The organism is Nocardioides sp. CPCC 206347, assembly GCF_048654605.1.
Taxonomy (GTDB): domain Bacteria; phylum Actinomycetota; class Actinomycetes; order Propionibacteriales; family Nocardioidaceae; genus Nocardioides.
Genome location: NZ_JBMCYZ010000002.1, coordinates 103,830 through 123,195 on the forward strand (window position 1 = coordinate 103,830; position 19,366 = coordinate 123,195).

General features: G+C 68.3%; 20 protein-coding genes. 16 read left to right on the plus strand and 4 right to left on the minus strand.

The features are described 5' to 3' along the window. Positions 1-7 precede the first annotated feature (7 nt). The 10 genes from ACOACQ_RS06605 (at position 8) to ACOACQ_RS06650 (ending at position 9,189) form a co-directional block, all read left to right on the plus strand. Entirely contained in the window at positions 8-919 is a 912-nt protein-coding gene (locus ACOACQ_RS06605; protein WP_378598473.1) for an MBL fold metallo-hydrolase, read from the plus strand. Positions 920-945: 26 nt separating this feature from the next. Further along, on the plus strand, positions 946-1,845 hold the full coding sequence (locus ACOACQ_RS06610; RefSeq protein ID WP_420287919.1) for an alpha/beta hydrolase: 900 nt from the start codon (positions 946-948) through the stop codon (positions 1,843-1,845). A 78-nt stretch (positions 1,846-1,923) separates the two neighbouring features. Then, positions 1,924-2,364, plus strand: a complete 441-nt coding sequence (locus tag ACOACQ_RS06615; protein ID WP_420287920.1) for a tautomerase family protein — start codon at positions 1,924-1,926, stop codon at positions 2,362-2,364. 67 nt (positions 2,365-2,431) lie between these two features. Beyond that, positions 2,432-3,238, plus strand: coding sequence for an enoyl-CoA hydratase-related protein (locus ACOACQ_RS06620; protein ID WP_420287921.1), 807 nt, complete (start codon positions 2,432-2,434; stop codon positions 3,236-3,238). A gap of 33 nt (positions 3,239-3,271) precedes the next feature. Further along, a complete protein-coding gene (locus tag ACOACQ_RS06625; protein WP_420287922.1) occupies positions 3,272-4,489 on the plus strand; it encodes an acetyl-CoA C-acetyltransferase in 1,218 nt (405 codons plus the stop codon). Next, positions 4,486-5,241 (plus strand): SDR family oxidoreductase, encoded by a 756-nt coding sequence (locus tag ACOACQ_RS06630; RefSeq protein WP_378598489.1) that lies wholly within the window; start codon positions 4,486-4,488, stop codon positions 5,239-5,241. Before ACOACQ_RS06625 ends, ACOACQ_RS06630 begins: the two co-directional genes overlap by 4 nt. 2 nt (positions 5,242-5,243) lie before the next feature. After that, positions 5,244-6,413, plus strand: coding sequence for an acyl-CoA dehydrogenase family protein (locus tag ACOACQ_RS06635; RefSeq protein ID WP_378598492.1), 1,170 nt, complete (start codon positions 5,244-5,246; stop codon positions 6,411-6,413). Beyond that, the gene (locus ACOACQ_RS06640; RefSeq protein ID WP_420287923.1) at positions 6,410-7,483 is read left to right on the plus strand and encodes an acyl-CoA dehydrogenase family protein; all 1,074 of its coding nucleotides are present in this window, start codon (positions 6,410-6,412) and stop codon (positions 7,481-7,483) included. The genes ACOACQ_RS06635 and ACOACQ_RS06640 overlap by 4 nt, the downstream gene beginning before the upstream one ends. Positions 7,484-7,623: 140 nt before the next feature. Beyond that, positions 7,624-8,193, plus strand: a complete 570-nt coding sequence (locus ACOACQ_RS06645) for a TetR/AcrR family transcriptional regulator (RefSeq protein WP_420287924.1) — start codon at positions 7,624-7,626, stop codon at positions 8,191-8,193. A 117-nt stretch (positions 8,194-8,310) separates the two neighbouring features. Next, on the plus strand, positions 8,311-9,189 hold the full coding sequence (locus ACOACQ_RS06650; protein WP_420287925.1) for an alpha/beta fold hydrolase: 879 nt from the start codon (positions 8,311-8,313) through the stop codon (positions 9,187-9,189). Between the two features lie 43 nt (positions 9,190-9,232). On the opposite strand, the gene ACOACQ_RS06655 is transcribed toward ACOACQ_RS06650, so the two are convergent. From ACOACQ_RS06655 to ACOACQ_RS06665, 3 genes are all read right to left on the minus strand, one after another. Beyond that, positions 9,233-10,840, minus strand: a complete 1,608-nt coding sequence (locus tag ACOACQ_RS06655; RefSeq protein ID WP_420287926.1) for an AMP-binding protein — start codon at positions 10,838-10,840, stop codon at positions 9,233-9,235. A gap of 2 nt (positions 10,841-10,842) precedes the next feature. Continuing rightward, the gene (locus ACOACQ_RS06660) at positions 10,843-11,658 is read right to left on the minus strand and encodes an alpha/beta fold hydrolase (RefSeq protein WP_420287927.1); all 816 of its coding nucleotides are present in this window, start codon (positions 11,656-11,658) and stop codon (positions 10,843-10,845) included. Positions 11,659-11,727: 69 nt separating this feature from the next. Beyond that, a complete protein-coding gene (locus tag ACOACQ_RS06665; RefSeq protein ID WP_420287928.1) occupies positions 11,728-12,279 on the minus strand; it encodes a TetR/AcrR family transcriptional regulator in 552 nt (183 codons plus the stop codon). Positions 12,280-12,481: 202 nt separating this feature from the next. Between ACOACQ_RS06665 and ACOACQ_RS06670 the strand changes: the two genes are divergently transcribed. Next, positions 12,482-13,342 carry an SDR family oxidoreductase gene (locus ACOACQ_RS06670; protein ID WP_420287929.1) on the plus strand — a complete coding sequence of 287 codons (861 nt, stop codon included), beginning with the start codon at positions 12,482-12,484 and terminating at the stop codon, positions 13,340-13,342. On the opposite strand, the gene ACOACQ_RS06675 is transcribed toward ACOACQ_RS06670, so the two are convergent. Beyond that, on the minus strand, positions 13,327-13,998 hold the full coding sequence (locus ACOACQ_RS06675) for a TetR/AcrR family transcriptional regulator (protein WP_378598522.1): 672 nt from the start codon (positions 13,996-13,998) through the stop codon (positions 13,327-13,329). The two genes, ACOACQ_RS06670 and ACOACQ_RS06675, sit on opposite strands and share 16 nt — an antisense overlap. Before the next feature lie 93 nt (positions 13,999-14,091). Here ACOACQ_RS06675 and ACOACQ_RS06680 point away from each other — a divergent pair, with 93 nt between their 5' ends. Genes ACOACQ_RS06680 through ACOACQ_RS06700 form a run of 5 tightly spaced genes read left to right on the plus strand, consistent with a single transcriptional unit; the run spans position 14,092 to position 19,315 of the window. Then, on the plus strand, positions 14,092-15,066 hold the full coding sequence (locus ACOACQ_RS06680; protein WP_420287930.1) for an enoyl-CoA hydratase/isomerase family protein: 975 nt from the start codon (positions 14,092-14,094) through the stop codon (positions 15,064-15,066). Further along, entirely contained in the window at positions 15,063-15,965 is a 903-nt protein-coding gene (locus tag ACOACQ_RS06685; RefSeq protein ID WP_420287931.1) for an alpha/beta hydrolase, read from the plus strand. Before ACOACQ_RS06680 ends, ACOACQ_RS06685 begins: the two co-directional genes overlap by 4 nt. Continuing rightward, positions 15,962-17,464: a class I adenylate-forming enzyme family protein gene (locus ACOACQ_RS06690; RefSeq protein WP_420287932.1), complete on the plus strand. Its 1,503-nt coding sequence runs from the start codon at positions 15,962-15,964 to the stop codon at positions 17,462-17,464. The genes ACOACQ_RS06685 and ACOACQ_RS06690 overlap by 4 nt, the downstream gene beginning before the upstream one ends. Before the next feature lies 1 nt (position 17,465). Continuing rightward, positions 17,466-18,470 (plus strand): NADP-dependent oxidoreductase, encoded by a 1,005-nt coding sequence (locus ACOACQ_RS06695; RefSeq protein WP_378598534.1) that lies wholly within the window; start codon positions 17,466-17,468, stop codon positions 18,468-18,470. Next, complete coding sequence (locus ACOACQ_RS06700) at positions 18,467-19,315, plus strand: alpha/beta fold hydrolase (protein WP_420287933.1); 849 nt, start codon at positions 18,467-18,469, stop codon at positions 19,313-19,315. Before ACOACQ_RS06695 ends, ACOACQ_RS06700 begins: the two co-directional genes overlap by 4 nt. The last annotated feature ends 51 nt before the right edge of the window (positions 19,316-19,366 follow it).

The window sequence follows — 19,366 nt, forward strand, 5'->3', positions numbered from 1 at the left end:
GTACGTCGTGAACACCGACATCCGGCCGCAGGCCGCAGCAGTCCCGCCGATCCGGGCGACCGTGTACGTCGGTCGCTGGCCCAACATCCCCGCGGAAGACGTGCCTGACTTTCCCAGCGGGACGTTCTCGCCCACGACCGCGACCCTCGTCACCGGTGCGACCGAAGCCGTGCTCATCGACGCCCAGTACCTCAAGGACGACGTGCGCGATCTCGGCGACCTGATCGAGCGGACCGGGAAGACGCTCACCACGATCTACGTCACCCACGCCCACGCCGACCACTACCTCGGCATCGGTCCCCTCATGGAGCGGTTCCCGGACGCCAAGTGCGTCGCGTTGCCGCACGTCGTCGAGGAGATCAAGGAATCCATGGAGCTGCAGCGGGGGCAGTGGGCGTTGATGTTCGGCGACGCGTGTGTCGACGCCGGGGCGCTTCCTGACCCTTCCGACGACAAGACCCTCTATGTCGACGGCTCCCCCCTTCACATCATCGAGGTGAAGCAGGCGGACATCCATCCGACCACCATCGTGCACATCCCCGAGATCGACGTCGTGGTGGCTGGCGACTCCGTCTACAACGAGATCCACCCCATGCTCGGCCTGTCGACGCCGGAGGAATGGCAGGACTGGCTGGAGACAGTCGCGCTGGTCGAGAAGCTGGCACCCAAGGTGATCGTCGCCGGCCACCGCAGGCCCGACGGCGACGACCACGCGGTCGACACCATGATCGCCGAGACCCGTGCCTACATCCAGGACTTCGCGGCTGCCTACGAGGTGGCAGGCGATGCCGAGGACCTGGTCCGCATCATGTCGGCGAAGTACCCGGGCCACGGGAACCTCTGGACCCTGCAGTTCTCGGCCATGAGCGCGATCCAGCTGCGCGACGCAGGTGCGACCGCCGCAGACATCCAGCCCTGACCACCCTTCTGCTGAAAGGAACTGCAATGGCACGCGAAGACATTGAATTCTTGGCTGACGACGTCACCTTGCGCGGGTGGTTCTACCCCGCGGAAGGGGCGGCCTCCCCAGCCCCGGTGGTCGTGCTGGTGGGCGGGCTGACCACGGTCAAGGAGATGCATCTCGACGACTATGCCGAGTGCTTCTCCCGGGCTGGCCTGAACGTCCTGGCCTACGACCACCGCAACTTCGGCGCGAGCGACGGCACACCGCGCCAGGACATCGACCCCATCGCCCAGGTTCGCGACCTTCGTCACGCCATCACGTACGTGACGGGGCGTGAGGACGTCGATCCCGCCCGGGTCGGCATCTGGGGATCGAGCCACGGCGGTGGGCTCGTGCTGAGTGTCGCCGCAGTCGATCCTCGGGTACGAGCCGTGGTCGCCCAGGTCCCGTTCATCAGCGGGTCCGGCCAGCTGACGCGGCTCGTTCGTCCCGACTTCCGTCCCATGTTGCACGCCAGTCTGGACGCAGAGCGGCGCAACCTCTACAACGGTGGCGAGCCCACGCTCATGCCGGCGGTCGACGCGGATCCGATGGGCTCGGCGCTGATGGCCAGCGAGGAAGCCTGGGACTTCTTCACGAAGACGGCGCAGGACCGGGCACCGTCCTGGCGCAACGAGGTGACCGTTCGCTCGCTCGAGCGGATCGGCGAGTTCGAGCCGGGCGATGGTATCCACCGCATCTCACCGTCCTCGTTGCTGATGATCGTGGCCGATCAGGACATCAGTGCGTATGCAGATCTCGCATTCGAGGCCTACGAACGGGCCCGTGAGCCCAAGGAGCTGGTCGTGCTGCCCTGCGGCCACTTCGACATCTACACCGGCGCCGAGTTCGAGGTGTCGTCCACGGCTGCTTGCGAGCACTTCGTTCGCGCCTTGGCGTAGGACCCGTCCGGGACGGCGGGCCCCATCGTTCCCACGTGACCACCCAGGTCAACATCCCTCTCACCTAAGGAATTCGTCATGCCCCTGTGGAACATTCAAACCCCGATCGGTGCCTACACGGCAGATCAGAAGAAGGCATTTGCCAAGGACATCACCGCGGCGTACACCGAGACCGTCGGTATCCCGGCGTTCTATGTCGTCGTGAATTTCCGGGAGGTGCCCGAGGAGGACTTCCTGGTCGGTGGCGAACCCGTCGGAAACTTCATCCGGATCTTCGTCGACCACGTCGCCCGACAGCTGGAAACGGCTGAGCTCAGGGCCTGGGCGAGCGAGGAGTTCGAGAAGGCGCTGGTTCCCCATGTCAAGGATCGCGGATTCGACTGGGAGTGGCACGTCGACGAGACCCCGATGGACCTCTGGCGCACGCAGGGCCTCGTTCCGCCGCCGGCATTTTCCGACGCGGAGAAGCTCTGGGCCAAGGAGAACCGGCCGATCCCGTACGACGTCGCCGCGTCGTGACCAAGCACCCCGGGGTACGGCGGCGCCGTACCCCGGGGCACCAACACGTACCAACGAGAGGGCCGAGATGACAGCGGAGCGCACGGCTGATGTCGTCCTCGCCCAGCGTCGAGGCAGTGTCCTGGTCCTCACGCTGAACCGTCCCGACCGGCTCAACGCCTGGACCGACGTCCTGGAGCAGCGCTACTTCGAGCTCCTCGACGCGGCCGAGTCAGATCCTGACGTGCGGGCCGTCGTGCTGACGGGAGCTGGCCGCGGGTTCTGCGCCGGCGCGGAGATGGACGACCTGTCCGAGGTCCTGGAGAGCCGGGACCTCTCCGCGGTGGTGCAACGTGATCCGCCGCGCCACCGCCCCCTGCTGTTCAGCAAGCCGCTGGTCGCAGCCATCAACGGTGGTGCCGCCGGCCTCGGGCTCGTCGAGGCGCTGTACTGCGATGTCCGCTTCGCCGTTCCGCGCGCCAAGCTCACCGCCGCCTTCTCCCGCCGCGGGCTCATCGCCGAGTACGGCGTCGCCTGGCTGCTGCCGCGCCTCGTTGGCCGGAGCCGCGCCCTGGACATCCTGCTCTCATCGCGGGTCGTCCTCGGCGACGAGGCTCTCCGGATCGGGCTTATCGACCGGATCGTCGAGCCCGACCTGCTGCTCGACGCTGCCGTCGCCTACGCCGAGGAACTGGCGAACGCCTGCTCGCCGGCCTCCATGCGAACGATCAAGCGGCAGCTGCTCCATGCCCAGGACAGCACGTTCGCCGAGGCTCTCGATGAGGCCGACCGGCTCATGCTCGACGCGTTCAGCTCCCCCGACTTCCGCGAGGGGCTCACCAGCTATCTCGAGGGTCGGCCGCCGGCATTCCCCGGCCTTTCCATCGCACCTTAAGCAAGCACAACATTTCATCCCAGGAGGACCCCCATGCCCGAAGCAGTCATCGTCTCAGCCGTCCGCTCTCCGATCGGACGTGCCGGGAAGGGGTCGCTCAAGGAGATGCGACCTGACGAGCTGGCCGCGCGAATGGTCCGGACCGCGCTCGCCGGCGTGCCCGCGCTGGACCCCGGCGAGATCACCGACCTGATCCTCGGCACAGGGAACCCCGCGGGTGAAGGTGGCAACAACCTCGGCCGTGCTGTCGCAGTCCTGAGCGGGATGGACCACGTGCCTGGCGTCACGGTCAACCGCTACTGCTCGAGCAGCCTGCAGACCACGCGGATGGCCTTCCATGCGATCAAGGCGGGGGAGGGGAACGCCTTCATCTCCGCGGGCGTCGAGACGGTGAGCCGGTACTTCAACGGCTGGTCCGACAACCCGGAGGGGCAGAACCCGGCGTTCGCCGAGGCGCAGGCGGTCACCGACAAGCGTGCGGGCGGCGGGGCCGAAGCCTGGGTCGACCCGCGCACCACCGGCGATCTGCCGGACCTCTACATCGCCATGGGCCAGACCGCCGAGAACGTGGCACAGGTGATCGGCATGTCGCGCCACGAGCAGGACGAGTTCGCGGTTCGCAGCCAGAACCTCGCCTGCCAGCGGGTCGAAGAGGGCTTCTGGGCCCGCGAGATCACTCCGGTCACGCTGGCGGACGGCACGGTCGTGTCGACCGACGACGGCCCGCGCCCCGGCACGACGCTCGAGGGCGTCAGTCAGCTGAAGCCGGTGTTCCGTCCCGACGGCACCGTGACCGCCGGCAACGCGTGTCCGCTGAACGACGGCGCGGCTGCCCTCGTCGTGATGAGCGACGTCCGCGCCAAGGAACTCGGTCTGGCGCCGCTCGCCCGCATCGTGTCGACCGCGGTGACGGGTCTGTCGCCGGAGATCATGGGGCTCGGCCCGGTCGAGGCGATCCCCGCTGCGCTGCGCCATGCGGGCCTGGGCATCGGCGACATCGACCTCTTCGAGATCAATGAGGCGTTCGCCGTACAGTCGCTCGGCTCGGCCCAGCAGCTCGGCATTCCGCTGGAGAAGCTGAACGTCAACGGCGGCGCGATCGCGATCGGCCACCCCTACGGGATGACCGGTGCGCGGATCACCACCACGCTGATCAACTCCCTGCAGTGGCACGACAAGCAGTTCGCCGTCGAGTCCATGTGCGTGGGCGGCGGCATGGGCATGGCGATGGTGCTGGAGCGCCTCGCATGAGCAGGTTCGCTGGGAAGACCGCGATCGTCACCGGCGCCAGCCGCGGCATCGGGCTGGGCATCGCCGAGCGCCTGGTCCGCGATGGTGCTCGGGTGGTGATCACCGCGCGCAACAAGGAGGCTCTTGACGAGGCGGTCGCGTTCCTCGGCGGTCCCGCGAAGGCGCTCGCCGTCGCGGGCAAGGCCGACGACACCGACCATCAGGACGACACGATCCGGCAGGCGGTCGAGGCGTTCGGCAGCGTCGACTTCCTGGTCAACAACACCGGCATCAACCCGGCCTACGGTCCGATGGTCGAGCTCGACCTCGACGCTGCCCGCAGAGTGGTCGAGGTGAATTGCCTTGCCTCCCTGTCCTGGGTGCAGAAGGTCCATGGGGCGTGGATGAAGGAACACGGCGGCGCGGTCGTCAACGTCTCCTCGGTCACCGCCGTCCGGCCGGCGCCGAACATCGGCTGGTACGGCGCCACCAAGGCGATGCTCAACTCCATCACCGAACTGCTCGCCGTCGAGCTCGGCCCCGACATTCGCGTGAACGGCGTCGCGCCGGCTGTGGTGAAGACCAAGTTCGCCACTGCCCTGTACGACGGGCGAGAAGACCTGGTCAGCCAGGTCTACCCGCTCAAGCGCCTCGGGGTCCCCGAGGACATCGGCAGCGTGGTCGCGTTCCTGCTCTCCGACGACGCTGGCTGGATGACCGGCCAGACCGTTGTGGTCGACGGTGGCGTCACCCTGACCGGCGGCGTCGAGTGAGCGTGGCGCAGCTGCAGGAGAAGGTCGAAGCGTTCCTCGCCGCGCATGACCCCGCAACGACCGACCGCCTCGAGTTCCTCCGCGCCCGGTACGACGAGGGTCTGGCCTGGGTGCACCACCCGATCGGCCGTGGCGGCCTCGGCCTGGCGCAGGAGTTGCAGTCCGAGGCGGACCGGCTGTTCGTCGAGGCGGGTGGCCCGGACAACAAGCCGGGACGCAACGTCATCGGGCTCGGCATGGCCGCGCCGACGATCCTGGCCTTCGGCACCGAGGACCAGAAGGACCGATTCCTGCGGCCGTTGTGGACCGGCGAGGAGATCTGGTGCCAGCTCTTCAGCGAGCCGGGCGCGGGCTCCGACCTCGCCAACGTCTCGACGCGTGCGGTGCGCGACGGGGACGAGTGGGTCGTCAATGGGCAGAAGGTGTGGACCTCCAGTGCTCACAACGCCCGATTCGCGATCCTCGTCGCGCGCACCGACCCGGAGCAGCCCAAACACTTCGGACTGACCTACTTCGTGTGCGACATGACCGACCCCGGTGTCGAGGTACGACCGCTGCGGCAGATCACCGGCGAGGCGGAGTTCAACGAGGTCTTCCTGACGGACGTTCGCATCCCCGACGGACACCGGCTTGGTGAGGTCGGCCAGGGATGGAAGGTCGCGAACGCAACGCTCAACAACGAGCGGCTCTCGATCGGCAAGGGTGCGAGTCGTGAGGGTGGCATGATCGGCGTCGTCGCGCAGACCTGGCGTGCACGTCCCGAGCTGCGCACAGCTGACCTGCATGACCGGCTGCTGCGGCTGTGGATCGAGGCCGAGGTCTCCAGGCTCACGGGCGTCCGACTTCGCCAGAAGCTCGCGCAGGGTCAGCCCGGTCCCGAGGGCTCGGCGATGAAGCTGAGCTTTGCGCGCATCGCGCAGGAACTCTCCGGGCTCGAGCTCGAGCTGCTCGGTGAGGAGGGGCTGCGTTACTCGGACTGGACACTGGTCCGATCTGTCCACGTCGACTTCACCGGCCGCGACGCCGGTTATCGCTACCTGCGCGCGAAGGGCAACTCCATCGAGGGCGGTACGTCGGAGATTCTCCGCAACATCGTGGCCGAGCGCGTGCTGGGCCTGCCCGGTGAGCACCGGGTCGACAAGGACCTCCCGTGGAAGGAGATCGCGAAGTGAGCGACCTTCAGCTGCTCTACACAGAGATCGAGGAGGACCTGCGGTCAAGCGTGCGTGACCTGCTGGGCGACAGGTGTGACTCCAAAGCGGTCACCAGGATCTACGACGGAGACCGGTCACTGGTCGACGGGCTCTGGAAGTCGCTGGTGGACATCGGCCTCGCCGGGTTGCTGGTGCCGGAGGACCGCGGTGGCCAGGGTGCGTCAGCGCGCGAGGCCGCGGTCGTGCTCGAGGAGCTGGGGCGTACGGCGGCGCCGGTGCCGTTCCTGACCAGTTCGGTCATCGCGACGACCGTGCTGCTCGACAGCGACTCGCCCCTACTGCCGCAGTTGGCGGCAGGGGATCGGGTGGCAGCCCTCGCCGTTCCATGGTCAACCGCGCCGGACGCCCAGCTCCCGGTTGTGCAGCTGGAAGGTGGTCGGCTCACCGGCACGGTCACGAGCGTCGCCGGAGCGATCGAGGCGGATGTGTTGCTGGTCCTGGCCGGCACTCACCTCTACTCGGTCGACGTGTCCGCCGTGAGGGTGACACCCCGGGTCTGTCTCGACATGACCCGCCAGGTCGCGGACGTGACTCTCGACGGCGTTGCGGGGGCGTTCGTGCTCGCTGACGCCGAGCCCGCCGTACGCCGCGCACTGGACTGGGGTGCAGCGCTGATGGCCTCCGAACAGCTGGGTGTTGCCCGCTGGTGCCTGGAGACGACGGTGACCTACCTCAAGGTGCGCAAGCAGTTCGGGCGCGTGCTCGGAGGGTTCCAGGCTCTCAAGCACCGGCTCGCCGACCTGTACACGGACGTGGAGTCGGGTGCAGCGGCCGCGCGCTACGCGGCAGCGACGTTGGCCGCGGGCGACGGGGATGCTGTCCTGGCGACGTCGATCGCCCAGGCCTTCAACAGCGATCTCGCGGTGCGAGCGGCCGAGGAGGCCGTACAGCTCCATGGCGGCATCGGCATGACCTGGGAGCACCCCGCGCATCTCTACCTCAAGCGCGCCAAGGCCGACCAGATCGCGCTCGGCACCCCGGGCCGGCACCGTGCCCGTGTGGGTGCTCTCGTCGATCTCGGGGCCTGATGGTGCGGGTCGGGTTGCAACGGTGCCGAACGGGATGCCTGATCGCGATGGCGCCGCCGTTGATGTTGACCTCGAACGCGTCGACGAGCGCGGGAAACCGATCGGTTTTCCGAAGGTGGAAATCGGGCTAGTCTCCCGACATGACCACTGAAGTGAAGGCGCGTCCTCGTGAGCGGTTGCTGGAGGCGGCCGCCAGGCTGACCTATCAGAACGGCGTCGGCGTCGGCGTCGAGGCACTGTGCAAGGCAGCAGGCGTCTCGAAGCGCTCGCTGTACCAGTTGTTCGACAGCAAGGACGACCTGCTGGCCGCAAGCCTGGAGGAAGGTGTCGCGGCCTATGTTGCGGGCCATCTGCCTGCGGACGATGACCAACGCCCGCCGCGCGAGCGGATCATGCACGTCTTCAAGCAGGTGGAGCTCGAGTCGACCGAACCCGAGTTTCGAGGGTGTCGATACCTGGCCGTCCAGGTCGAGCTCAAGGATCAATCCCACCCGGCGAGCCAGGTGGCCCATGGGGTCAAGTCCGCACTGACGGCCTTCTTTCGTTCCGAGGCCGAGCAAGGGGGTGCGGGCGATCCTGACCTGTTGGCCCGACAGCTCAGCCTCGTCTTCGACGGCGCCAGCGTGCGCGCGGGCATCCAGGCCGATTCCCTGGCTGGACTCGTTGAGCCCACGGTGGCTGCGCTGCTCGACAGGGGAGGCATGCGCTGACGTAGGACCTCGATGGTTGCGAGAGGAAACCGATCGGTGTACTTTGGTGGAAACCGATCGGTTTTCGCTGTGGAGCCCGGTCGCCGCCCTTCAGTTCGCACCCAAGGAGTTCATGGCATGACCACCACGAAAGAGCGCCCCACCCTTCAGGTTCCAGGAGTCACCAGCCACACGCTTGCGCCGAGCGCGAGCCGTGGCAGTCGCGAAGGAACGTTGCGCTACCTCACGGCTGGGTCTGGTGCTCCGCTCGTCCTGCTGCACACCGTGCGCACCCAGGCTGAGCACTTCCGCCTTCTCATTCCGCAGCTCGCGGAGCACTACACGGTGTACGCCCTCGACCTCCCCGGGATGGGGTACTCGGAGATCGTCCCCGGGGCGTCGTACGAGGAGCCGGCTCTGCGTGCGGGCGTCAAGCGGCTCCTCACCGAGCTCGACCTCCATGACGTGACGCTGGTCGGCGAGTCCATCGGCGCGGTGCTCGCGTTGACCGCCGCCGCCGACCTGCCTGACCGTGTCCGGCGCGTCGTCGCGGTGAACCTGTACGACTACCGAGGCGGGATCGCCCGATCCAGTGCCCTCGCTCGTGCGGTCAACAGCGGGATCGCCCTGCCGGGACTGGGGTCGGCGTTCGCCCGAGTCGAGCCCAAGTCGGTCCTTCGCCGGATCCTCGAGGGTGGGCTGGTCGACAAGGCGGCCCTGCGGTCGGACTACGTGGACGAGCTCAGCCATGTGGGCAAGCGGCCGGGTTACCCCATTGCGATCCGGGGGGTCTACAGGAACCTGTCCAGCATGATCGCTGCCCGCTCGCGCTACCCCGAGGTGAAGGCGCCGGTTCACCTGATCTACGGCGAGAAGGACTGGTCCCGGCGATCGGATCGGGCTGCCAACAAGGAGCTGATGCCCGCTGCCGAGTTCACGGAGCTCCCGGGCGTGGGCCACTTCATTGCGCTCGAAAGCCCCGAAGTCGTGGGCGACCTGCTGGTGTCGTTGGCCTGAGCCACGGCGCCGGGCGGTGTTCGTGACCAGCGCGGCGGACAGGTCACGCGAGCTCGAGGAGGTTGATGCTCTCCTCGCGCATCTCGATCTTGCGGACCTTGCCGGTGACGGTCATGGGGAACTCGTCGACGACCAGGACGTAGCGCGGGACCTTGTAGTGCGCGAGCTTCCCGCTCGCGAACTCCTTCACCGCTGCGGCATCGAGCGGTTCGGCCCCGGGTCGCATCCGGACCCAGGCACACAGCTCCTCGCCGTACTTCTCATCCGGGACCCCGATCACCTGGACGTCCTCCACATCAGGGTGGGTATAGAGGAACTCCTCGATCTCACGGGGATAGATGTTCTCCCCACCCCGGATCACCATGTCCTTGATCCGACCCACGATCGCGCAGTACCCGTCCTCGCGCATCACCGCCAAGTCACCGGTGTGCATCCACCCCTCGGCATCAATCGCTTCGGCGGTCTTGTCCGGGTCGTTCCAGTAGCCGAGCATCACCGAATAACCACGGGTGCAGAACTCACCCGGTTCGCCACGCTCCACGGTCTCGCCCGTGACCGGGTCGACGACCTTGACCTCCACGTGCGGGTGCGCCCGCCCGATCGTGGCCGTACGACGATCCAGGTCGTCATCCGCACGGGTCTGGGTCGAGACGGGGCTGGTCTCGGTCATCCCGTACGCGATCGAGACCTCGCTCATGTGCATGTCCTCGATGCAGTGCTTCATCACCTCGACCGGACACGGTGAACCGGCCATGATCCCGGTCCGTAAACTGGAGAGGTCGTAGTCGGCGAACCCGGGTGCGTTCTGCATCGCGATGAACATCGTCGGCACCCCATACACACCGGTACAGGCCTCGTCCTGGATGGTCTGCAACGTGACCGCGGGGTCGAACCCGGGCGCCGGGATCACCATCGCCGCACCGTGGGTGGTGCACCCGAGGTTGCCCATCACCATCCCGAAGCAGTGATAGAACGGCACCGGGATGCACAACCGGTCCTGCTCGGTGAAGTTGATCGTCTCGGTCACGAAGTACCCGTTGTTCAAGATGTTGCGGTGCGACAGCGTCGCGCCCTTCGGGAAGCCCGTGGTGCCCGAGGTGTACTGGATGTTGATCGGGTCATTCGGGTCCAGGGACCACGTCACCAGGTCCGCCACCGTGGCACCGGGGTCGTGGACGTTGGCCTCGTCCCACTCCGGGGTGCCGAGGAACAGCACCTTCTCGACCGGCGTCTCCTCGATCACCTCGGCCACCATCGCGCGGTAGTCACTGGTCTTGAACTCCGTCGCGGACACGAGGAGCTTCACACCCGCCTGCTTCAACACGTACGCCAGCTCGTGGGTCCGGTAGGCCGGGTTGATGTTGACCAGGATCGCGCCGATCTTCGCCGTGGCGTACTGGGTGATCGTCCACTCCGCACAGTTCGGCGCCCAGATCCCCACCCGGTCACCCTTCACGACCCCGGCACGCAACAACCCCACCGCAAAAGCATCCACGTCACGGTTCAGCTCCGCATACGTCCACCGCCGCCCAGTCGACACCTCGACCAACGCCTCCCGATCGCCGTACGACCCCACCGTGCGCTCGAAGCTCGCCCCGATCGTCTCCTCCAACAGGGCCGTGTCGGTCTCGCCGGCGCCGTACGACGTCATCGTCAGCAGCTCCCGTCGACCGGGGTCAACGGTGTGCCGGCTCGGTCCACGGCGCTGGTCAGGTCCAGCACCGTGCGCACGACCAGGTCCGGGTCGTCGTACATCGGGACGTGGCCGACGTGGGGGAGCACCGTACGTTCGGCGTTCGGAACGAGTGTGGTGAATCGGGCGCCGTAGGGCTCGAGCGGAATCAGGGCGTCCTCGCCCGACCAGGCGATGTGCACGGGACATTCAATGGGGCCCAGGGTGTGCTCGGTCGTGAGGAACCACTGCTTGAGTGGCTTGGCGATCGTGCACTCGGCCATGGCGGCCGTGAAGGTCAGCGCGGCTTCGGGGGTCATCCGGTCGCCGTGCGCCACGGCGACCTTGAGCGCTGCCCGCCTCGCCGTCGGGGACCTGAAGAGCAGGGGGAGGACGGGGGAGCCTCGGAGGATCATCTGACGGGCGACGGCGAGTTTGAGGTCCAGGGTCCGCAGGTGGTTGCCCCTCGGCTCCCAGCCGAGCGCGGGGGAGAGCGCAGTCACGGAGAGTGCTCGTCCGCGGGCGGCGAGCTCGAGGGCAAGCCATCCGCCCAGCGAGTTCCCGACGAGGTGGGCGCGGTCCACGCCGGCCGCGTCCAGGTCGCGCTCCAGCTGGTCGGCGAGGGCGGTGGCCGTGGGGGCGACGCCGGCGGCGAGCGGTGGACCACCCGCATGTCCGGCGAGCCGGGCCACGTGGACGCGGTGGTGCTCCTGCAGGGCGGGCACGACTGGGTCCCAGTGGTGCCAGCTGGCCGTGTAGCCGTGAATGCAGAGCAGATCGGATGTACGAGCGTCCATGTGGGTCCTCACCTGATTTGACTAGGTGTCGAGAATAATCGACGACCTGTCAAATGGGAAGGAGTGACGTCAGCTGGGCGCGCCCATCGCGGTCAACCAGATGTGCTTGAGGACCTCGACGGTCTGCTGGCTCGCGGCCTCGTCGGCGTTGTCGCTGCGGTCCTGGTAGAGCAGGTACATGGTGGTCTCGCCGAGGCGGCGCACCAGTGTCGGGATGTCGTCGAAGCCTGGCGCCACCAGCCCGGCGGCACGGTCGCGCTCGACCTGCTGGGCGACGAGATCACTGACGCGGCCGATCTGTTCCCGCCAGGCGCGGGTCAGTTCCTCGTCGAGCGGGAGAGCCTCCAGCGACGCGATCAGCAGGGCTTCATGGGACCGCCAGATCCGTAGGGCGTTCTGCAGCACCCGTTCGACGTAGTCGCTGACGGACTCCTCATCGGGCCGGACGTACGAAGCCGTTGCGTCGACGAACTCGGACCAGATCTCCACGGACGCCGATCCGAGCGCCGCGTACTTCGACTCGAAGTAGAAGTAGAAGCCCGAACGAGCAACCCCGGCTTCCGTCGTGATGTCCGCGACGGAGAGGTCTCCGAAACGCTTGCGCTCCAGCAGGCGGGTCATTGCCCCGAGAAGCGCGTCCCGCTGCACGTCGCCCTTGCGGGTGGGGCGACGGTCCGCGCCCCTTGCCGCTGGCGATGGCCGGTGGGTGGAACGCAAGGATGTCACCGGTCAACCATAGGTCCCATGGGCGCACCGATCGGACCGAGCGACCGGAACAAGGGATTCCCTTGCCCGATTCGTATAACGAAGTTATCGTGATGGCATGAACCAACGCCTGCAGGGTCGGACAGTGCTCGTCACGGGGGCCGCGCGCGGCATCGGCGAGAAGGTGGCCCGCCTGGCCGTCGATGAGGGAGCCAGGGTCGGGCTCGTCGGGCTCGAGGCGGATCGGCTGCAGGGCCTGGCGACCGACCTGGGGGACCGCGCTGTCTGGCGCGAGGCGGACGTGCGTGACGGCGAGGCATTGCGTACGGCGATCGACGGCTGTGCCGACGAGCTGGGTGCCATCGACTTCCTGGTCGCCAATGCCGGCGTCGCGTCGTACGGGACGGTCCGCAACATCGACGAGGCGTCGTTCGAGAGGGTCCTCGACGTCAACGTGAACGGCGTCTTCCGCACCTTGAAGCACGCGACACCGCACCTTGCTGCGAGCCGTGGTCACGCGACGGTCGTCGCGTCGGCGCTCTCCTTCATGCCGCTTGCGGCCATGGCGTCGTACGGCGCCAGCAAGGCGGGTGTCGAGATGCTGGCCCTCGCGTATCGCCAGGAGGTGGCGCACCTGGGCGTGACCGTGGGGCTGGTCCATCCGTCCTGGATCGACACCGATCTCGTCCGCGGCGCGGAGGCGGACCTGCCGTCCTTTGCGGCGATGCGCCGCCGGTTGCCGTACCCGGGCAATGTCACCACCAGCGTGGACGACGCGGCTGTGGCCATCGTCGATGCGCTGGTTCATCGACGGTCACGGGTCTACGTGCCGCGTGCGGTCGTCGTTGCCAACTGGGCGCAGGGGCTGCTCAACTCCCCCGTCGCCTGGCCGTGGATGCGTCGGTTCGCGGCCCGGACCGTGCCCACCCTCGAGCGCGAGGTCGACGTCCTCGGGCGCAACGATCAGCTGGTCCCGTAGCGGCTCAGTGCCGCCAGGTGGGAGGCCAGGGCGCGTTCTCTGGTGTCGCCGAGGCCGACGCAGAACGTCACGCCCATGGGGACGAGCACTTCGGTCACCGGGTCCTTGAACTCGATGAAGTGGTCGGCCAGCTCGAGGCTGACGTAGCCGTGCACGAAGCTCCAGACCGAGGCCGCGATGACCTCGGGCTCGGCGGGGGAGATCCGCCCTGACTCGACAAGGCGGGCGCAGGCGGCGGTGACGTGCGCGTAGGCAGCCTGGAAGGCCGGGGAGTGGCCGCTCAGGCGTGATCCTGCGCCCGCTGCCGGCCGGTAGGTCGCCCGGGTCGAGAGGCCGAACATCAGGTCGTAGAGGTGCGGGTTGGCCTGCGCGATCTGGCGGCACCGCGTCGCCATGGTGAAGAGATCGGTCACCGGGTCCTCGGTGGCGGGGACGTCGGCGAAGGCGCGGCGGAACTCCTCGAAGCCATGGTCGGCAACAGCGCTGACGAGCTCGGGCACGCCGCCGAAGTGGCTGTAGACCACCATCGTCGACAGTCCGCAGGCGGCAGCCACGGACCGCACCTTGATGGCGGAGGGTCCCTCGTCGGCGAGCAGCGTCACCGCGGCCGCCACCAGTCGCTCGGGCACGCTGCCGGAGATCTCGTCCACTGCCATGTCGCCGATGCTTTCACTCGTGGGCAGGATCACCCTTGTCGCCTAGCTATAACTTCGTTATTCTAGCCGAACAGGACAACGAAAGCAGGCGTCATGGCAGAGAAGGAAACGGGCCACCTCGAAGTCGAGGACCGCGGAGCGGTGGTCGTCGTACACATTGCAGGCGGGCCCCGCCAGGTGTTCGGGCCAGACATCGCGGCGGAGCTGGAGACGCTGGTCGATCGCGTGGACCGCGATCCGGACATCCATGCCGTGGTCTTCACCGGATCGCACCCCGATCGTTTCGTCAGCCACGCGGAGGTCCGCTGGTTGCAGGAGGGCGGTGCCGCTGTTCCGGCCGTCGGGCGCCGCGGCGCGTCCGCCCTCGCGCGCACGGCGTACGGCGTCAACAAGGCCAGCGCGGCGTTGGCTCCTGCGCTGCGCAACACGCCGCTGTGGCCTGCGGTCGAGCTCGAGAACCTGCACCAGACGTTCCTGAAGATGAACCGCAGCGGAGTCATCTTCATCGCCGCGCTCAATGGATCGGCGCTGGGCCTGGGCGCCGAGTTCGCGTGGGCCAACGACCTGCGCGTGATGGCCGAGGGCGACTTCTTCATCGGCCAGCCCGAGGTCCTGCTCGGCATCATGCCCGGCGGTGGTGGAACCCAGCGGCTGACCCGCCTGATCGGCACCCACCGCTCGTTGGTGGCGATCCTGGAGGGCAAGCCGTTCACGGCCGCGGAAGCACTGGCGCTCGGCGCGCTCGACGACGTCGTACCGCAGGACGAAGTGCTGGATCGTGCCCTGGAGCTGGCCGCTCACTTCGGATCCCGGCCCCGGGAATCGGTGGCGGCCATCAAGCGCTCGGTCTACCTCGGCGGCTCCATGTCGCTCGAGGACGGGCTGCACGTCGAGCGCACCGAGTTCCTGCGGCAGGCGCTGTCGAAGGAGGGCCAGCGACTGATGCTGGAGTACATGGCCCAGACCGAGGCGACCGGCGAGCTGCCGCTCTACGCGGAGGACACCTTCGACCGGGCGATCGCCGACGGCGCGGTCTCCTTCGGCCAGCGAGAGGCAGTGACCCGATGAGCACGCACACCTTCACCCGCCACGACGTCCGGTTCGACTCCTCCGGCGACGACTGCGCGGCCTGGCTGTACCTGCCCGACGGCGTCACCTCGCCGCCGGTCGTCGTCCTCGGCCACGGTCTGGGTGCCACCCGTGACATGCGCCTGGACGCGTACGCCGAGCGCTTCGCGCAGGCCGGGATCGCTGCCCTCGCCTTCACCTATCGCCACTTCGGCGACAGCGAGGGGAGCCCGCGGCAACTGTTGTCGATCAAGCGCCAGCTCTCCGACTGGGACGCCGCGCTCGACCACGTGCAGACGCGCGAGGACGTCGATCGCACCCGGGTCGCGGTGTGGGGCAGCTCCTTCGGCGGCGGTCACGCCATCACCGTCGCCTCCCGGCACCCGGAGCTCAGCGCCGCCATCGCGCAGTGTCCGTTCACCGACGGGCTGGCCTCGGCGCGAGCCCTCGGTCCCCGAGGGACGATGAAGGTCCTGCCGTCGGTCGCACGTGACGTGGTCGCCGCTGCGCGCGGTCGCGCGCCCGTCACCATTCCGCTGGCAGCCAAGCCCGGAGCACTCGCGCTGATGAACGCGCCGGACGCCCTCGAGGGCTACCTGGCCCTCGTCCCGCCCGGCGGCACCTTCGTCAACGAGGTCGCCGCCCGGGTCGCCCCGACCATCACGACGTATCGCCCCGGCAAGGCCGCCCGCCGGGTGGTCCCGCCGATCCTCTTCTGCATCACCAACCAGGACACGGTGACCCCGGCCGCCGAGACCCTGGCCTACGCGAAGACGGCGCCGCGCGGCGAGATCAAGGAGTACGACGCCGGCCACTTCGACATCTACCTGGGCGACGCGTTCGAAGCAGTCGTCGCCGACCAGGTCGAGTTCCTGTCGCGTCACCTGCAAGGGGCGTGATCCTCGTGCACCTCGCTTCCGTTCCCGACGACCGCGCCCGTCGCGACCCCAAGGGCCGCGCTGTCTCTGACGCGACAGGATCCCTGACCAATGCCGACCTGCTGCACCACGTGGCGGCAGCAGCAGAGCACCTGCTGGACCTCGGTGTCGGGCCGGCCGATGTCGTGGCGCTCAAGCTGACCAACCGGATCGAGTTCGTCGTACTCCTCTTCGCGGCCTGGCGAGTGGGCGCGACCGTCACTCCCGTGAACCCGAGCCTGACCGACGCCGAGGTCGCCCGGCAGCTCGACGACGCGAACGCTCGCCTCCTCGTCGTCGAGGAGGAGCCGGCCACGGAGTCGACCATCGCGACCCTGGCTGTCGACAACCTGCGGCGCACGCCGCAGCACGCGATTCCTGCTGCGGAAGTGCCGGAAGACGCGCTCGCCCTGCTCATCTACACCAGCGGGACCACGGGCGTGCCCAAGGGCGTGATGCTCGACCACGCGAACCTCCAGGCGATGGTCGAGATGGGGCGGCTGGGCCTCGGTGTCGGCGCCGATGACCACTGCCTGCTGATCCTTCCGCTGTTCCACGTCAACGGCATCGTGGTCAGCGTGCTGCTCCCGCTCGCGACCGGTGCGAGCGTCGTGATCGCGAGCCGGTTCAAGCCCCACACCTTCTTCGACCTGGTCGAAGCCGAACGGCCGACGTACTTCAGTGCGGTGCCGACGATCTACGCGATGCTCGCGGCTCGTCCGGTGGAGCTCGCGCCCGACACGTCATCGGTGCGGTTCGCCATCTGCGGTGCCGCGCCCGCTTCTGCCGAGCTGTTGGAGCGCTTCGAGAACCGCTACGGCTTCCCGCTGATCGAGGGCTACGGCTTGTCGGAGGCGACCTGTGGGTCGACCATCAATCCGGTCGGAGGCCCCCGACGAGCGGGCACCGTGGGAGTCCCGTTCCCCGGGCAGGACGTACGCATCGTCGACCCCGACGGAGTCGAGGTTCCGCGGGGGACTGCAGGCGAGGTCGTCGTCCGAGGCGCGAACGTGATGCGCGGCTACCTGGGGCGTCCCGAGGAGACGGCCAGGGTCATCGTCGACGGCTGGTTGCACACCGGCGACGTCGGACAGCTCGACGCCGACGGCTACCTGACCCTCGTCGGTCGGTCGAAGGACATGATCATCCGCGGCGGCGAGAACATCTATCCCAAGGAGATCGAGGACGTGTTGTCCGCTCACCCTGCCGTGCTCGAGGCCGCCGTCATCGGTGTTCCTGATCCGGTCTGGGGCGAGGTCGTCGTCGCGTACGTCGAAGCGGCTCCCGGGCACGACATCGACACCGACGACCTCAAGCGCCACTGCGCCGCCGAGCTGAGCGGCTACAAGCGACCGGTCGCGCTCCACGTGCTCGACGCGCTTCCTCGCAACGCCGTCGGCAAGATCGCGAAGCCCGTGCTGCGCGCCGGCGCTGCGCACCCCACCGAGACCATCGAGAACCCTGCACAGAAGGCTGGCTGACATGAAGGCATTCGTCGTCGAGAAGTACGGCAAGGACGGCGTCCGCGCGGCCGACGTACCCGAACCCGTGGTCGGGCCGAAGGACGTCCTGATCCGGGTTCGCGCCGCGAGCATCAACCCGCTGGACAAGATGGTCCGCAATGGCGAGTTCAAGCAGCTGCTCAAGTACAGGACGCCGTTCGTGCTCGGCCACGACCTGGCAGGTGTGGTGGCCCGCGTCGGCAGCGACGTCCGTTCCTTCAAGGTCGGCGACGAGGTCTACGCGCGACCACGCGACCTCCGCATCGGCACCTTCGCGGAGTCCATCGCGGTCGACCAGGCCGACGTCGCGCTGAAGCCGGTCAGCCTCACGATGGAGGAGGCAGCGGCCGTGCCGCTCGTCGCGCTGGCGGCATGGCAGGCACTGGTCGACGTGGCAGAGGTGAAGCCCGGCCAGAAGGTCCTCGTCCACGCCGGCGCAGGTGGCCTGGGCTCGACCGTCATCCAGGTCGCCCACCACCTCGGCGCCCACGTCGCCACCACCGCGCGTGGGGACGAGGCCGACAGGCTCAGGGCCCTCGGCGCCGACGAGGTCATCGACTACCGGACAGCGGACTTCGCCGACGTCCTGTCGGGGTACGACGTCGTCATCGACTCGCTGGGCGGTGAGAACCTGACGAAGTCCCTCACGGTCCTCAAGCCCGGTGGACTGGCGATCAGCGTGGTCGGTCCTCCCGACCCCGCGTTCGCGTCGCAGCTCGGCCAGCCGGTGTTGAAGCCGGTCATGGCGGTGCTGGGTCGCAAGGTGCGGGCGCAGGCCAGGAAGCTCGGCGTCCGCTACTCGTTCTTCTTCATGCGCGCCGACGGCGCCCAGCTCGCCGCCCTGGCCACGTTGTACGACGCCGGGGTGCTGAAGCCCGTGCTCGACCGCACCTTCGAGTTCGAGCGGACCCTCGACGCGCTTGCCTACGTCGAGCAGGGCAAGGCCAACGGGAAGATCGTCGTCACCATCGAGGAGACACCGTGATCGGGACCCGGTCGGGAGCTGCCGCGATCGAAGCGCCGACCCGGCGGATCGAAGCGGCCGGAACCCACTTCGCCTACCGGGACTTCGGGCCCACGTCGGGAACCCCGGTCGTCTTCCTCCACCACTTCACCGCGGTCATCGACGACTGGGATCCGCGCGTCATCGACGGCGTTGCGGTCGAGCGAAGGGTGATCATCTTCGACAACCGGGGGATCGGTGGGTCCGGCGGCAGGACGCCGACCACGGTCGAAGCGATGGCCGACGACGCGATCGCCTTCATCCGTGCGCTCGGCCTCGGGCCCGTCGACCTGATGGGGTTCTCGCTCGGCGGCTTCGTCGCCCAGGCCATCGTCGAACGAGAGCCGGGCCTGGTTCGTCGCGTGGTGCTCGCCGGTACCGGACCTGCGGGTGGTGCCGGCGTGGGTGAAGCCAACACCCGGATGCTGGGCGATGCGCTGCGCGGCCTGGTCACGCTGAGCAACCCCAAGCCGCTGCTGTTCTTCACCCGCACTCCGAGCGGCAAGGCGGCGGCCGCGGCGTACATGCGCAGGCTCGGTGAGCGCACCCACGACCGCGTCCGTCGTACGACGCCTCGCGGCGTCGCCGCGCAAGTGGTGGCCGTACGCCGATGGGGCTCTCGCGCGCCCATGGACCTGGGCTCGATCGAGCACCCGGTGCTGGTCGCCAACGGAGAGGACGACCGGATGCTGCCGACCCGCAGTTCCTTCGACCTCGCCCACGAGCTCCCGAACGCGACGTTGCGGATCTATCCCGACGCCGGCCACGGCGGGGTCTTCCAGCACCACGAGCGGTTCGTGGCGGACCTGCTGGCGTTCCTGCGCTGACGGCGCCGATCCCGTCGTCGATTAGTTGACTGGCGATCGTAATATTACGGA